We start from the raw sequence: 14244 nt of genomic DNA, 5'->3' as shown, positions 1-14244 counted from the left end.
CGCCGGTTTATCATCCCGCCCCATGCGCACCCTGCTGCTCGCCCTGATGATCGCCCTGCTGCCCATTCGCGGCTGGCTCGGCGACGCCATGGCGGTGGAGATGGTGCGGCATTCGCTGCCGGCGGCGTCCGCCGTTTCGATGGCCACGGCGGCCACGGAAGCCCACTGCCACGAGGCGATGGCGGAAGCCGGCGACGGCATGGACCACATGGCGATGTCCATGGCCGAGCACCACGCCGGTCCGCACGACGACGGCAGCAGCCACGACGACAACAACGCCGGCCACCAGGGCTGCGGCACCTGCACCGCCTGCCAGGTCTGCCACACGGTGGCGCTCGGCGGCATGCCCCTCGTGGCCATCGTGCACAGCGCCCCCCAGGCGCCGCCCGCCGCGCACGCGGCCCGTTTCGCCAGCGCGGAGCCCGCCCCGGGCCTGAAACCGCCCATTTCCTGATCTCCCTGCCCGTAGTCCGTCCGCGGTGAGCCTGTTCCGGCTCGCGGCGTCCGTCGTATTGCTCATGGAGATCGAGCGTGACCCTCATCATTGGCCGGCCGCCCGCCGGCCGCGATTCCCCTTCTTCCGTTTCATTCATCCGGACCACGGCCGCGCTGGCCGCTGCCCTGGTGCTGGCCGGCTGTGCCAGCCTTTCATCCGACGGCGGCAGCGCCGACGTGCAGGCGCTGACCTCCGGCAACCCGCTGATGGCCGGCGCCACGGCCCAGCGCGCGCCGGACGATGCCTCGCGCAAGCGCATTGGCGAGCTGCTCGCGCAGCCGCTGGATGCCGAGGCCGCGGTGCGCATCGCGCTGGTCAACAGCCCGCGCGTGCAGGATGCCTTCGCCACGCTGCAGTTGAGCGACGCCGACCGCGTACAGGCCGCGAGCCTGCCGAATCCGGTGTTCGCCATCAGCCGCCTGACCGAAGGCAGCGAGCGCGAAATAGAGCGCATGCTGAGCTTCAACGTGGTGGGCCTGCTCACGCTGCCGTGGCAGGCGCGCTGGGCCGGCCAGCGGCATGAGTCGGCCAAGCTGCAGGCGGCGCAGAGCGTGCTGGTGCTGGCCGCCGACACCCGCCGCGCCTGGGTGCGCGCGGTGGCCGCGCAGCAGAGCGTGGCCTATCTGCGCGACGCGAAGGAGGCCGCCGAAGCCGGCGCCGAACTCGCGCACCGCATGGCCAAGGCCGGCAACTGGAGCACGCTGCAGCGCACGCGCGAACAGTTGCTGCTGGCCGACGCCTCGGCGCAGCTCGCCCGCGCCGAGCAGGCCGCCGTCGCCTCGCGCGAGCAGCTCACCCGGCTGCTCGGCCTGAGCGGCGGCGATACCGCCTACACCCTGCCCGACCGCCTGCCGCCGCTGCCCAAGGCCGCGCCGGAACTCGGCGACGTGCAGGCGCTGGCGCTGCGCGACCGGCTCGACGTGCGTTCGGCCACCGCGCAGAACACGGCGGTGGCCAGCTCGCTTGGCCTCACGCACGCCACCAGCGTGATCAATGCGATGGAGCTCGGCGTGGTGCGCAACACCAAGTTCGACAACGGCGCCGACCGCTCGCGCAGCACCAAGCGCGGCTTCGAGCTCGACCTGCCCATTCCCATCTTCGACTGGGGCCAGGCACGCAACGGCCGCGCCGAGGCGCTGTACCTGCAATCGGCCGCCCGCGTGCGCGACGTGGGCGTGCTGGCCGCGAGCGAGGCGCGCGAGGCATGGCAAGGCTGGAACACGGCATACGCCATTGCCCGCCGCTACCGCGACGAGGTGCTGCCGCTGCGCAAGCAGGTCAACGAAGAGATGGTGCTGCGCTACAACGGCATGCTCGCGAGCGTGTGGGAACTGCTGGGCGAAACCCGCGCCAGCGTGCTCGCGGTGAATGCCGGCATCGAGGCGCAGCGCGACTTCTGGCTGGCGGACACCGATCTTCAACTGGTGCTCACGGGCAGCTCGCCCGGAGGCATGACGGCGCTGCAGACCGCGGCGGCCGGCGAAACACCCGCGGCGGGAGGCCACTGACATGAACCGTCGCAACTTCTTCGCCGGCGCGGCCACCGCCGTTGCCGCCACCACGGTGAGCCGCGTGGCCATGGCCGCGCTGCCGGAGCCGGTGTCGCAGGGCTCGACAGCCACCGCGCCGCCGCTCATGCCGCCCAACGGCCGGCCCTACAACCCCGTCGTCACGCTCAACGGCTGGACGCTGCCCTGGCGCATGAACGCCGGCGTCAAGGAATTCCACCTCGTCGCCGAGCCCGTGGTGCGCGAGATGGCGCCGGGCTTCAAGGTCAACATGTGGGGCTACAACGGCCAGTCGCCCGGCCCGACCATCGAGGTGGTCGAGGGCGACCGCGTGCGCATCTTCGTGACCAACCGGCTGCCCGAGCACACCACCGTGCACTGGCACGGCCAGCGCCTGCCCAACGGCATGGACGGCGTGGGCGGCATCACGCAGCCCCACATCCCGCCGGGCAAGACCTTCGTCTACGAGTTCACCGCGCGCCGGCCCGGCACCTTCATGTATCACCCGCACGCCGACGAGATGGTGCAGATGGCCATGGGAATGATGGGCTTCTGGGTCACGCACCCGAAAAACAGCCATCCGCTGATCGAGCCGGTGCAGCGCGACTTCTGCTTCCTGCTCGGCAGCTTCGACGTGGAGCCCGGCAGCGCCACGCCCAAGGTCAACACCATGACCGACTTCAACATCTGGAGTTTCAACAGCCGCGTGTTCCCGGCCATCGACACGCTGAACGTGCGCCGCGGCGACCGGGTGCGCATCCGCGTGGGCAACCTCACGATGACCAACCACCCGATCCACATCCACGGCCACGAGTTCGAGGTGACGGGCACCGACGGCGGCCCGGTGCCGCGCACCGCGCGCTGGCCCGAGGTGTCGGTCGACGTGGCGGTGGGCCAGATGCGGCAGATGGAGTTCATCGCCGACGAGGAAGGCGACTGGGCGTTGCACTGCCACAAGGCGCACCACACCATGGGCCCGATGGGCCACGAGGTGCCGACCATGATCGGCGTCGACCAGAAGGGCGTGGCCGAGAAGATCCGCAAGCTCGTGCCCGACTACATGGTGATGGGCGACAAGGGCATGGCCGACATGGGCGAGATGGAGATGCCCATTCCCGACAACACCGTGCCGATGATGACCGGCACCGGCCCCTTCGGCTCGGCCGAGATGGGCGGCATGTTCACGCTGCTGAAGGTGCGGCGCGACCAGAAGACGGGCGACTACCGCGACCCGGGCTGGTTCAGGCATCCGGCGGGCACGGTCGCGCGCGAAGTTCCGGGGGCCAATGTGCCGCCGGCCACTCGCAGCACGCCTTCCGCCGGCAACGACAACAGCAACAAGACCGACGCCAGCGTGCGCAAGCCTTCGGGCCAGGGCGCCCACGACCACTGACCCTCCGACTCTTTCTTGGAACCCACCTCATGAACAAGACACTCGCATCCATCGCCGCCTGCCTTGCGCTTGCGGCAGCCGCCTCCGCCGCGCAGGCGCACGAGGCCCACAACGGCCCCAAGCCGGCCGGCGCCGCCGCCGCGCTCGCGCCGGAGCAGAAGCCCTGGGGCATCGCCGGCAAGGCCAGCGCGGTGAAACGCACCATCGACATCGCGATGGCCGACGACATGACCTTCACGCCCTCGGTCATCGAAGTGCGCGAAGGCGACACCATCCGCCTGCGCCTGAAGAACCGCGGCAAGGACCTGCACGAACTGGTGCTCGGCACCACCGCCGAGATCGAGGCGCACGCAGCCATGATGAAGAAATTCCCGGGCATGGAGCACGACGACCCGTGGATGGTGCATGTGCCCCCGGGCAAGACCGGCGACATGGTCTGGACCTTCAACCGCGCCGGCGACTTCGACTTCGCCTGCCTGGTGAAGGACCACTACGAACTCGGCATGGCCGGCCGCGTGCGCGTGCTGGCAGCCGCCGCAAGAACCAAACCCTGACGAGGAACACGCCATGCAACGACGAACCCTGCTCAAGCGAACGGCCCCGCTGCTCGCGCTCGCATCCACCCTGCCGCTCTCCGCCCTGGCCGCCGCGCCCATGGTCGAGATCTGGAAAGACCCGAGCTGCGGCTGCTGCCAGGACTGGGTGAAGCACCTCAACAAGAACGGCTTCGCCACGCGCGTGCACGACGACGGCAACACCGCCGCGCGCGAGCGGCTGGGCATTCCCGCCAAGCTGGGCTCCTGCCACACCGGGCGGGTCGGCGGCTACGCCATCGAAGGCCACGTGCCCGCGAGCGACGTGCACCGCCTGCTGAAGGAAAAGCCCAAGGCCGTCGGCCTCGCGGTGCCCGGCATGCCGATCGGCTCGCCGGGCATGGACGGCCCCGCCTACGGCGACCGCCGCGATCCCTACGACGTGCTGCTCGTGCTGGCCGACGGCAGCACCCGCGTCTTCCAGAGCCACCGCTGAATCACCAGGCAACCTCTTACAGGAAACACATCATCATGAAAAAACTGTTCACCGCCCTGTCCGCCGCCCTGCTCGCCGCCGCGGCCTTCGCCCAGGCCGCGCTGCCTTCCGTCGAAGGCGAGGTGCGCAAGATCGATGTCGACGCGAAGAAGATCACGCTGAGGCACGGCGACATTCCCAACCTCGAGATGACGGGCATGACGATGGTGTTCCGCGTGAGCGACCCCGCGCTGCTCGCCAAGGTGAAGCCGGGCGACAAGGTGCAGTTCACGGCCGACAAGGTCGACGGCGCGCTCACCGTGCTGTCGCTGACACCGGCGAACTGAGGCCGAACTGGCGCGCGCCGAACGCTAGAAGCGCGCCGGGTCGAAGGGCGCCAGCGGGATCTCCGGCGCGGCGCCCGCGAGCAGCTGCGCGGCCAGCCGCCCCGTGCGCGCGGAGCCGCACAGGCCGACGTGGCCATGCCCGAAGGCCAGCACCACGTCCGAAGTGGCGGCCGCCGGGCCGATGCAGGGCAGCCCGTCGGGCAGGCTCGGGCGATGTCCCAGCCAGTGCCTGACGGAAGTCGCACCCGGCTCGGCCCGGGCAAGCGAAGGGAACATCGATCGCAGATGCGCATGCAGGATCTCGGCACGCCGCCAGTCGGGTGCGGCCTCGAGGCCGGCGATCTCCACCTGCCCCGCCGCGCGCAGGCCGCCGTCCATCCAATGCGCGATGAGCTTGCCGTCGGCCACCATCGTCGGCGTGCGCGGGCCGACCTTGGCGTCCTCGACGACCACGTGATAGCCGCGCTCCGACTCCAGCGGCACCGCGGAGCCCGCCGCGGCGGCCAGCGGGCCGGAACGCGCGCCGGCACAGACGGCGGCACCGTCGCAGACGATCTCGCCGCTTTCGGTGAGCACGGCGCGCAGCCGGCCGCCCTCGATGCGGAAGCCCGTCGCGCGGGTTGCGATGCGTTCGGCGCCTGCATCGAGCGCATGCCGTGCCAGCGCGGCCACGTAGGCGCCCGGGTTGCGGCAGTGGCCGGCTTCGGGCACGAAGACGCCGAGCGTGTAGCGCGCGTCGAGGTCGGGTTCGCGGCGGCGCAGTTCTTCCTCCGGCCACTCTTCCCACTGCACTCCGGTGCGCCGGCGTACGCGCCAGCCGAGCGCGTCGCCTTCGAACTCCGCGCGCGAGCGGTAGGCATGCAGCAGCCCGCGCTGCTCGATGAGCTGGGGCACGCCGGCTTCGGTGGCCAGTTGCGCGTGCAGCGTCGGGGCATCGGCCAGCAGCGTGCGCAGCGCGTCGGCGGTGCGCTGCACGCGCGCCTCGGTCCAGCCCGAGGCCAGGTAGCGCAGCAGCCACGGCAAGGCGCGCGGCAGGTAGCGCCAGCGCAGGGCCAGCGGTCCGAGCGGATCGGCCAGCCAGCCCGGCACCTTGCGCCATGCACCCGGCAGCGCGGGCGGCACCACCGAGTGCGACGAGAGCCAGCCGGCATTGCCGTAGCTGGTTGCGTGCTGGCCGCCCGGCTCGCCGGGCTCCACCACCGTCACGCGCAGGCCCGCGCGCAGCGCCTCGATGGCGGTGGCGCTTCCGACCGCGCCAGCGCCGATCACCACCACGTGTCGGGCAGTGCCCGCGGAAGAGAAACTTCTTGCAACCGTCATGGCGCAGATCGTAGAGGATGCGGTCTCATAATCGGCCGCCATGTCAGCCCCCTCTTCCACACTCTCCCATTCCGCCGGTTCCATCACCGACGTCGCCGGCATCGAAGTCGGCCATTTCTCCGACACCCGCCGCCCCACCGGCTGCACCGTGATCATGGCGCGCGACGGCGCCGTGGGCGGTGTCGACGTGCGCGGCGCCGCGCCCGGCACGCGCGAGACCGACCTGCTCGCGCCCGGCAACCTGGTGCAGCAGGTGCATGCCGTGATGCTCGCGGGCGGCAGCGCCTGGGGCCTGGCCGCCGCCGAGGGCGCCATGCGCTGGATGGAAGAGCGCGGCATCGGCATGGACGTGCGCTTCGGCACCCTGCCCATCGTGCCCGCCGCCGTGCTGTTCGACCTGCCGATGGGCGATGCGCGCATCCGCCCCGACGCCGCCGCCGGCTATGCCGCCTGCGAGGCCGCCAGCACCGCGGCGCCCGCGGAGGGCAACGTGGGCGCGGGCACCGGCGCGCTGGTGGGCAAGCTCTTCGGCGTGAACCGCGCGATGAAGGGCGGCATCGGCACCGCGTCGGTCAAGGTCGGCGGCGTCACCGTCGGCGCGCTGATCGCCGTCAACTCGCTGGGCGACGTGATCGACCACAACACCGGCCAGCCCGTGGCCGGCGCGCGCACCGAAGACGGCAAGTCGCTGCTCGACACCCGCCGCGCGCTGCTGCGCGGCGAGCTGCCCAAGCCGCTGCTGGCGGGCACCAACACCACCATCGGCGTGATCGCCACCGACGCGGTGCTCACCAAGGTGCAGGCCAACCGCCTCGCCAACGTGGCGCACGACGGGCTGGCCCGCGCCATCAACCCGGTGCACACCATGAGCGACGGCGACACGCTGTTCGCGCTGGCCACCGGCCGGGTGCCGCTGGAAGGCAACGCACCGGGCATGACGGTGCTCAGCACCATGGCCGCCGAAGCGGTTGCCATTGCCACCTTGCGCGCGGTGCATGCGGCGCGCGCGGTGACGGTGGGCGAGCTGCACATTCCCTGTGCCGCCGACCTCGGCGCGGCGCGCGGCTGAACACTTCACGAGAAGACCACCATGGCGTTCCCCAGAACCTTGAAGCTGATCCTGCTGTCGATCCGCGACCTGATCGCTTCGGCGGGTCCGATCGTGTTCATCGTGATCGGCCTGCTGGTGGCCGCCTACTGGTGGCTGCAGCCGCAACCGCCCAAGCACGTCACGCTCGCCACCGGTCCCACGGGCAGCGCCTACGCGCAGTTCGGCAAGCACTATGCGGAAGCGCTCAAGCGCGCCGGCATCGAGGTGGAGCTCAAGCCCACCTCGGGCTCGACCGAGAACCTGCAGCTTCTGCGCACGGGCGGCGCCGACGTGGGCTTCGTGCGCGGCGGCAGCGCCGACCCGGTGGCCGACGAGGAAGCCGGCCTGACCTCGCTCGGCAGCCTGTTCTTCGAGCCGATCTGGCTGTTCTACCGCGCCGACTCGGCGCAGAAGATCGACAAGAAGACCGGCACGCTGACATCGCTCACGCAACTGCGCGGCCTGCGCGTGAACGTCGACCTGCCGGGCAGCGGCCTGCCCGACATCATGGAGCGCATGCTCAAGGCCAACCGGCTCGGCCCCGACGACCTGCTGCTGTCGAACCTCGAACAGGCCGCCGCCGCCGAGGCGCTGCAGGCCGGGCTGCTCGACGCCATCGTGCTGTCGTCGGCGCCGCAGTCGCCCCAGGTGCAACACCTGCTGCGCTCGGACGACATCAAGCTCATGGACTTCGGCCAGGCCGACGCCTACTCGCGCCGCTTCCCGTTCCTGTCGGCTGTGACGCTGCCGCGCGGCGTGGTCGACCTGGCCAAGGACCTGCCGCCGCACGATGTGTCGCTGCTCGCGGCCACCACGTCGCTGCTGTCGCGCGACGCGACGCACCCCGCCCTGCGGCAGCTGTTCGCGCAGTCGGCGCAGACGCTGCACAGCGGCGCGGGCTGGTTCAACCGGGCACGCGACTTCCCCAACACGCGCACCAGCGAACTGCCGGTGAGCCCCGAAGGCGACCGTGCCATCAACGGCACGCCGCCGGCCTGGCAGCGCTACCTGCCGTTCTGGGCCAGCAACCTGGTCGAGCGCATGTGGCTCGTGCTGGGCGGCCTGCTGGTGCTGATGCTGCCGCTGAGCCGCGTGGTGCCGCCGCTCTACCAGTTCCGCGTGCGCCGCCGCGTGTTCCGCTGGTATGCGCGGCTGCGCGACATCGAGGCCAAGGTCGATGCGCACAAGGGCGAGCAGAAGGCGCTGCTGGACGACCTCGACCAGCTCGACCGCACCGTCAACAAGGTGGCGGTGCCGCTGTCGTACGCCGACGAGCTCTACGCGTTGCGCAACAACATCTATGCGGTGCGCAAGCGCGTGCTCGCGCGGGGCACGCCGGAAGCCGAGCCGGTGGTGGCCGCAACGAGCAATGCAGGGTGACGGCAAGACGCTTTCCGGCTTGAGCGCGCTGATCGATTTCGCGGAGCCGCGCGGCGACGGCGCGCGCCGGCTGCGCATGGCCTTCGGCGCGCCGTCGCGCGTGCTGGTGGCGCGGACCGCCGGCGAGGTGCGGCCGGTGCTGGAGGCCGTCGAGGCGATGGCACGCGAGGGCCGCTGGTGCGTGGGCTACCTCCGCTACGAGGCCGCCACGGCCTTCGACCCCGCATTCGTGGTGCACGAAGCCGACGGCCCGCTGGCATGGTTCGGCGTGCACGACCAAGCACTGCCCTGGCCCGACGTCGCGCCCACCGCGCCCACCGCGCCTTCGGTCGACTGGCAATGCAGCCTGCCCCGCGCGGCCTTCGACCAAAGCATGCACGCCATCCACCGCACCATTGCGAATGGCGAGCTTTATCACCCGAGTTCGACACCAAACCGCCGTTTTCCGATGTTTTCGCGGACCGGTGCCATATGAATCAAGCACTTAGCTGAGGCGTTTTGATTTTTATGTAGTGGCAATGTTTTATTGCTGATGTGTTGGCAATTGCCCGTATTTTTTTGCTACACTTCTTCTATGTTCATCAAGCTCACCCGCTCAGGCGGCCACACCTACGCCCAGTTGGTGGAGTCCTTCCGAGACGAACACGGCAAACCCCGCCAGCGCACGCTGGCCACCATCGGGCGGGTGGACGAAACAGATGGACAAGTCGACTCACTGCTGGGCGGTCTGCTTCGCGCCAAGGGTCGCTCACTGAGTGAGACATCCGTTCCCCAGGTGCGTTTTGAATCCGCACTGGCCCTGGGCGATGTCTGGGCGCTGGATCAACTCTGGCACGAGTTGGGTTTCGATGGCTTGGCTGCTGTCTTTCGCCGCGCACGCTTTACCAACCCCATCGAGCATGCCCTGCGGGTGATGGTCTTTAACCGGCTGTGCGACCCCGACTCCAAGCTCGGGGTGCTGCGCTGGCTGCAAACCGTCAGCATGCCGGGTATCGATGCAGAGGCACTCACCCACCAGCAACTGCTGCGCAGCATGGATGCGCTCATGGACCACCAGGACGCGGTGGATGAATGCGTGGCGGGCCTTTTGCGCCCGCTGATTGATGAGGATCTGTCGGTGGTGTTCTACGACCTGACCACCATCCGCGCCCAAGGACTGAGCCAGCAAGAGGGTGACGTGCGCCGCTATGGGATGTCCAAGGAAGGCATGGTGGTGCGCCAATTCATGCTCGGCGTGGTGCAAACAGCCGACGGCATGCCTATCTATCACGAGGTGTTTGCGGGCAACACAGCCGAGGCACCGACGTTGGAGCCGACCTTGAAGAAGGTGATGGCGCGTTACCCGCACATCCGCCGCCTGGTGGTGGTGGCTGACCGTGGGCTGCTTTCGCTGGACAACATAGAGGCCTTGTCCGAGTTGCGCTTGTCGGGTGGGGCCAGCGGATCAACCGATCAAGCGCTGGAGTTCATCCTGGCAGTGCCGGGGCGGCGCTATGGCGAGTTCGCAGACATACTGGAGCCGATCAACGCCCGAGCCCGAGCCCGCGCATCAGAGCAAGAAACGACAGAAGAGACTATCGATGAGGCGCAATGGCAGGGTCTTCGTCTGGTGGCGGCCCATAACCCGCAGCAGGCGGCCGAGCAGACTGCCAGTCGTCAGGCGCGCATTGACCAATTGCGCCAGCGCGCCGACCAGCTGGTGGGCAAGCTCGATTCGCAAGATGCAGGCAAGGCACACCGGGGTAGAAAGCTGTCTGATGCGGGTGTGACGGCACGCTTCTTCCATGAGGTGAGCGAGGCGCACCTCAAGCGCATCATCAAGGTCGATTTGCATGCCGATCTGTTCACGTATGACATCGACCAGGCAGCTCTGGCCCGCGCCCAGGCGATGGATGGCAAGCTGCTGCTGGTGACCAACGTGGCGGACTTGACACCCAAAGAGGTGGTGCAGCGCTACAAGGCACTGGCAGACATCGAACGGGGATTTCGGGTGCTGAAGTCGGAGATCGAGATTGCGCCGGTGTTCCACCGCCTGCCCGAGCGCATCAAGGCGCATGCGAGCATTTGCATGCTGGCCCTGATCCTGTACCGCGTGATGCGCCAGCGCCTGAAGATGAGTGGCAGCGATTTGTCACCGGAGGCTGCCCTGGCGGACTTGCGGCGAATTCAGCGCCACCGTGTGAGCATCAACAATGCCGCGCCCATTGCGGGCGTCTCTTCCATCGTCCAACGCCAGACCGATGTGCTGGCCGCACTGAAGATCAAAAAACCCCAGCAAGACACCCAATTGAGCCTGCTGTAGTGGCAGCCGAGAGTCTTGGCCCATACAAATCAAGCACTTAGCGCGGTTGGTGTCGAACTCGGGTTATCAGGTCAACTACACGGCCGCGCTGCGCGCCGGCTTCCAGGGCGATGCGCGCGAATGGTTCCTTGCGCTGCGGCAAGCGCAACCCGGTGGCTACACCGCCTTCATCGACAGCGGCGAAGAGCAGGTGCTGTCGGTCTCGCCCGAGCTGTTCTTCGACTGGCAAGGCGAGCGCATCCTCGCGCGCCCGATGAAGGGCACGGCGCCGCGCGGCGCCACCCCGGCGGAAGACGACGCACACGCCCTGCGGCTGCGCACGGTGCCCAAGGAGCGGGCCGAGAACGTGATGATCGTGGACCTGATCCGCAACGACCTGTCGCGCGTGGCCCGGCCTTTTTCGGTGCGCGTGCCGCGGCTTTTTCATACCGAAGCGCTGCCTACCGTGTGGCAGATGACCTCGGATGTCGAGGCGCTGGTGCGCGACGGCACCTCGCTGGCCGATGTGTTCGCTGCGCTGTTCCCCTGCGGCTCGATCACCGGGGCGCCCAAGGTCAGCGCGATGCGGCTGATCCGAGAGTTGGAGCCCGAGGCGCGCGGCGTGTATTGCGGCGCGGTCGGCGTGGTGCGGCCCGGCGGCCACGCCACCTTCAACGTACCGATCCGCACGGTGACGCTGCGCGGCAACGAGGCGCGTTGCGGCATCGGAAGCGGCATCACCGCCGATGCACAGGCCGATGCCGAATGGGAAGAATGGCGGCACAAGCGCGCCTTTCTGTCGCCCACGCTGCGCGACGAGCGGCCGCCTTTCGATCTGCTCGAGACGCTGGCGCTGGTGGACGGCGAACTGCGCGATGCAGCGGCGCACCTCGACCGCATGGCAAATGCCGCCCGGCATTTCGACTATGCGTGGAACGAAGCGCTCGTCGCCGAGTGCCTGCATCGCCTTCAGGGCCGGCACACCAGCGGCGCATGGCGCGTGCGCCTGCTGCTCGATGCTCGCGGCACGCCCCGCGCCGAGGCCTTCGCGATGGAAGCACCGCCCGCGCGCGTGCGGCTGCAGCTAGCGGACCGTGCGTTCGACGAATCGGGCAGCGACTTCACCCGCTTCAAGACCACCCGCCGCGCCCACTACGAAGCCTTCGCGCCCACCGCGCCGGGTGTGTTCGACACGCTGCTCTGGAACCGCGAAGGCGAGATCACCGAATGCACGCGCGGCAACATCGCGCTGCTGCTGGACGGCCGCTGGGTCACGCCGCCGTTGCACTGCGGCCTGCTGGGCGGCATCGGCCGCGCCATGCGCCTGCGCAGCGGTCAGCTCGCGGAAGCGGTCGTGCGGCTGGACGATCTGCCGCGCGTGCAGGCAATGGCCTTCGTGAACAGCCTGCGCGGCTGGATCGACGCCGAGCTGCGGCTTCCTCAAGAATAGTTCGGCAACGGCGCACGATGAAAAAAGCGCGCGGCCCCTTTCGAAACCGCGCGCTTTGGTCGTAGCCGAATGGATCGGCCTGAGGATTACTTGAGGGCTTTGTAGCGCATGCGCTTGGGCTTGGCGCCTTCTTCGCCCAGGCGCTTCTTCTTGTCGGCTTCGTACTCCTGGTAGTTGCCGTCGAAGAAGGTCCACTGGCTGTCGCCTTCGGCGGCCAGGATGTGGGTGGCGATGCGGTCGAGGAACCAGCGGTCATGGCTGATCACCATGACCGTGCCGGCGAACTCGAGCAGCGCGTCTTCGAGGGCGCGCAGGGTTTCCACGTCCAGGTCGTTCGACGGTTCGTCAAGCAGCAGCACGTTGCCGCCGGCGATCAGCGTCTTGGCCAGGTGCAGGCGGCCGCGTTCACCGCCCGACAGCGTGCCGACCTTCTTCTGCTGGTCAGCGCCGTTGAAGTTGAAGCGGCCCGCATACGCGCGGCTGGCCATCTGGAACTTGCCGACATTGATGATGTCCAGGCCGTTCGAGATGTCTTCCCACACGGTCTTCTGGTTGGCCAGCTCGTCGCGATGCTGGTCGACGAAGGCCATCTTCACGGTCTGGCCGATGACGACTTCGCCCGAATCCGGCTTTTCCTTGCCCGCGAGCAGTTTGAACAGCGTCGACTTGCCGGCGCCGTTGGGGCCGATGATGCCGACGATCGCGCCCGGCGGCACGGTGAAGCTCAGGTTGTCGATGAGCATGCGGTCGCCGAAGGACTTGCTCACGCCGTGGAACTCGAACACCTGTTGGCCCAGCCGCTCGGCCACGGGAATGAAGATTTCCTGCGTTTCGTTGCGCTTCTGGTATTCCATGTCGCTCAGCTCTTCGAAGCGGGCGAGACGTGATTTGCTCTTGGCCTGGCGTGCCTTCGGGTTCTGGCGCGACCACTCCAGTTCCTTCTTCAGTGCCTTGGCGTGGGCTTCTTCGCTCTTTTGCTCCTGCGCCAGGCGTTCGCCCTTCTGCTCGAGCCAGGTGCTGTAGTTGCCCTTCCATGGAATGCCGCGACCGCGGTCCATTTCCAGGATCCACTCGGCCGCGTTGTCGAGGAAGTAGCGATCGTGGGTGATGGCCACCACGGTGCCCGTGAAGCGCTGCAGGAACACTTCGAGCCACTCCACCGATTCGGCGTCCAGGTGGTTGGTCGGCTCGTCGAGCAGCAGCATGTCGGGCTTGGACAGCAACAGGCGGCACAGCGCCACGCGACGCTTTTCGCCGCCCGACAGAAGGCCGATCTTCGCGTCCCACGGCGGAAGGCGCAGGGCGTCGGCGGCGATTTCCAGTTGATGCTCGGAATCGGTGCCGGCGGTGGCGATGATGGCTTCGAGCTGGGCCTGCTCGGCCGCCAGCGCGTCGAAGTCGGCGTCTTCGGCGCCATAGGCGATGTACACCTCTTCGAGGCGCGCCTTGGCCGCGAACACCGCACCCATGGACTCCTCGACCGATTCGCGCACGGTGTGCTCGGTGTTGAGCTTGGGTTCCTGTTCCAGATAGCCGATCGTCATGCCCGGCATGGGCAGCGCCTCGCCCTCGAATTCCTTGTCCACACCCGCCATGATCTTGAGCAGCGTGGACTTGCCCGAGCCGTTCAGGCCGAGCACGCCGATCTTGGCGCCTGGGAAAAAGGACAGCGAAATGTCTTTCAAGAGCTGCCGCTTGGGCGGCACGGTCTTGCTGACACGGTTCATCGAATAGACGTATTGAGCCATCTGGGAGTAGTTACCTTGGGTACAAAGATTCGGGGAAAAGCGCGGGCGCCAGAAAGGAGCATTCGGGCGCGGCAAACCACCGATTATCGACTCATGCGACAATAGTCACCGTTGCCGGGTCCAGTTGCCCGCAACACCGGCTCTCTGCCGGGGACGAAGAAAGCTCCAATCCAACAACCCTTTTGCGAGGGCGGACTTTCCGGCTCCCACCCCTGACCTTCAT

At 68.4% G+C, this 14244-nt stretch carries 13 protein-coding genes; 11 read left to right on the top strand and 2 right to left on the bottom strand.

Annotated features, from left to right (window positions below; all coding sequences use genetic code 11):
* Positions 1 to 22: 22 nt before the first annotated feature.
* The 6 genes from L3V85_RS12685 to L3V85_RS12660 all read left to right on the top strand — a co-directional run bounded on the left by L3V85_RS12685 (position 23) and on the right by L3V85_RS12660 (position 4752).
* On the top strand, positions 23 to 454 hold the full coding sequence (locus L3V85_RS12685) for a hypothetical protein (RefSeq protein ID WP_237679553.1): 432 nt from the start codon (positions 23 to 25) through the stop codon (positions 452 to 454).
* Between the two features lie 86 nt (positions 455 to 540).
* Positions 541 to 2004, top strand: coding sequence for a TolC family protein (locus L3V85_RS12680; protein ID WP_414080229.1), 1464 nt, complete (start codon positions 541 to 543; stop codon positions 2002 to 2004).
* A gap of 1 nt (position 2005) precedes the next feature.
* Positions 2006 to 3397, top strand: a complete 1392-nt coding sequence (locus L3V85_RS12675) for a multicopper oxidase family protein (RefSeq protein ID WP_237679552.1) — start codon at positions 2006 to 2008, stop codon at positions 3395 to 3397.
* A gap of 29 nt (positions 3398 to 3426) precedes the next feature.
* A complete protein-coding gene (locus tag L3V85_RS12670) occupies positions 3427 to 3951 on the top strand; it encodes a cupredoxin domain-containing protein (protein WP_237679551.1) in 525 nt (174 codons plus the stop codon).
* A 13-nt stretch (positions 3952 to 3964) separates the two neighbouring features.
* Positions 3965 to 4426 (top strand): DUF411 domain-containing protein, encoded by a 462-nt coding sequence (locus L3V85_RS12665; RefSeq protein WP_237679550.1) that lies wholly within the window; start codon positions 3965 to 3967, stop codon positions 4424 to 4426.
* A 35-nt stretch (positions 4427 to 4461) separates the two neighbouring features.
* Entirely contained in the window at positions 4462 to 4752 is a 291-nt protein-coding gene (locus tag L3V85_RS12660; protein WP_237679549.1) for a copper-binding protein, read from the top strand.
* A gap of 24 nt (positions 4753 to 4776) precedes the next feature.
* Here the strand turns inward: L3V85_RS12660 and L3V85_RS12655 are convergent, their stop codons facing one another.
* Positions 4777 to 6072 carry an NAD(P)/FAD-dependent oxidoreductase gene (locus L3V85_RS12655; RefSeq protein WP_237679548.1) on the bottom strand — a complete coding sequence of 432 codons (1296 nt, stop codon included), beginning with the start codon at positions 6070 to 6072 and terminating at the stop codon, positions 4777 to 4779.
* A gap of 40 nt (positions 6073 to 6112) precedes the next feature.
* Between L3V85_RS12655 and L3V85_RS12650 the strand changes: the two genes are divergently transcribed.
* From L3V85_RS12650 to L3V85_RS12630, 5 genes are all read left to right on the top strand, one after another.
* Complete coding sequence (locus tag L3V85_RS12650) at positions 6113 to 7141, top strand: P1 family peptidase (protein ID WP_237679547.1); 1029 nt, start codon at positions 6113 to 6115, stop codon at positions 7139 to 7141.
* Between the two features lie 21 nt (positions 7142 to 7162).
* Positions 7163 to 8542, top strand: coding sequence for a TAXI family TRAP transporter solute-binding subunit (locus L3V85_RS12645; protein ID WP_237679546.1), 1380 nt, complete (start codon positions 7163 to 7165; stop codon positions 8540 to 8542).
* Between the two features lie 19 nt (positions 8543 to 8561).
* Complete coding sequence (locus tag L3V85_RS12640; protein WP_237679545.1) at positions 8562 to 9017, top strand: hypothetical protein; 456 nt, start codon at positions 8562 to 8564, stop codon at positions 9015 to 9017.
* Between the two features lie 99 nt (positions 9018 to 9116).
* Entirely contained in the window at positions 9117 to 10844 is a 1728-nt protein-coding gene (locus L3V85_RS12635; protein ID WP_237674302.1) for an IS1634 family transposase, read from the top strand.
* Between the two features lie 49 nt (positions 10845 to 10893).
* A complete protein-coding gene (locus tag L3V85_RS12630) occupies positions 10894 to 12273 on the top strand; it encodes a bifunctional chorismate-binding protein/class IV aminotransferase (protein ID WP_237680550.1) in 1380 nt (459 codons plus the stop codon).
* A gap of 86 nt (positions 12274 to 12359) precedes the next feature.
* On the opposite strand, the gene ettA is transcribed toward L3V85_RS12630, so the two are convergent.
* The gene (gene ettA / locus L3V85_RS12625; RefSeq protein WP_056587499.1) at positions 12360 to 14021 is read right to left on the bottom strand and encodes an energy-dependent translational throttle protein EttA; all 1662 of its coding nucleotides are present in this window, start codon (positions 14019 to 14021) and stop codon (positions 12360 to 12362) included.
* Between the last annotated feature and the right edge of the window lie 223 nt (positions 14022 to 14244).

The sequence above is a fragment of the Variovorax paradoxus genome, from assembly GCF_022009635.1.
Taxonomy (GTDB): Bacteria; Pseudomonadota; Gammaproteobacteria; order Burkholderiales; family Burkholderiaceae_C; genus Variovorax.
This window is presented reverse-complemented; position numbering and strand designations above follow the sequence as displayed.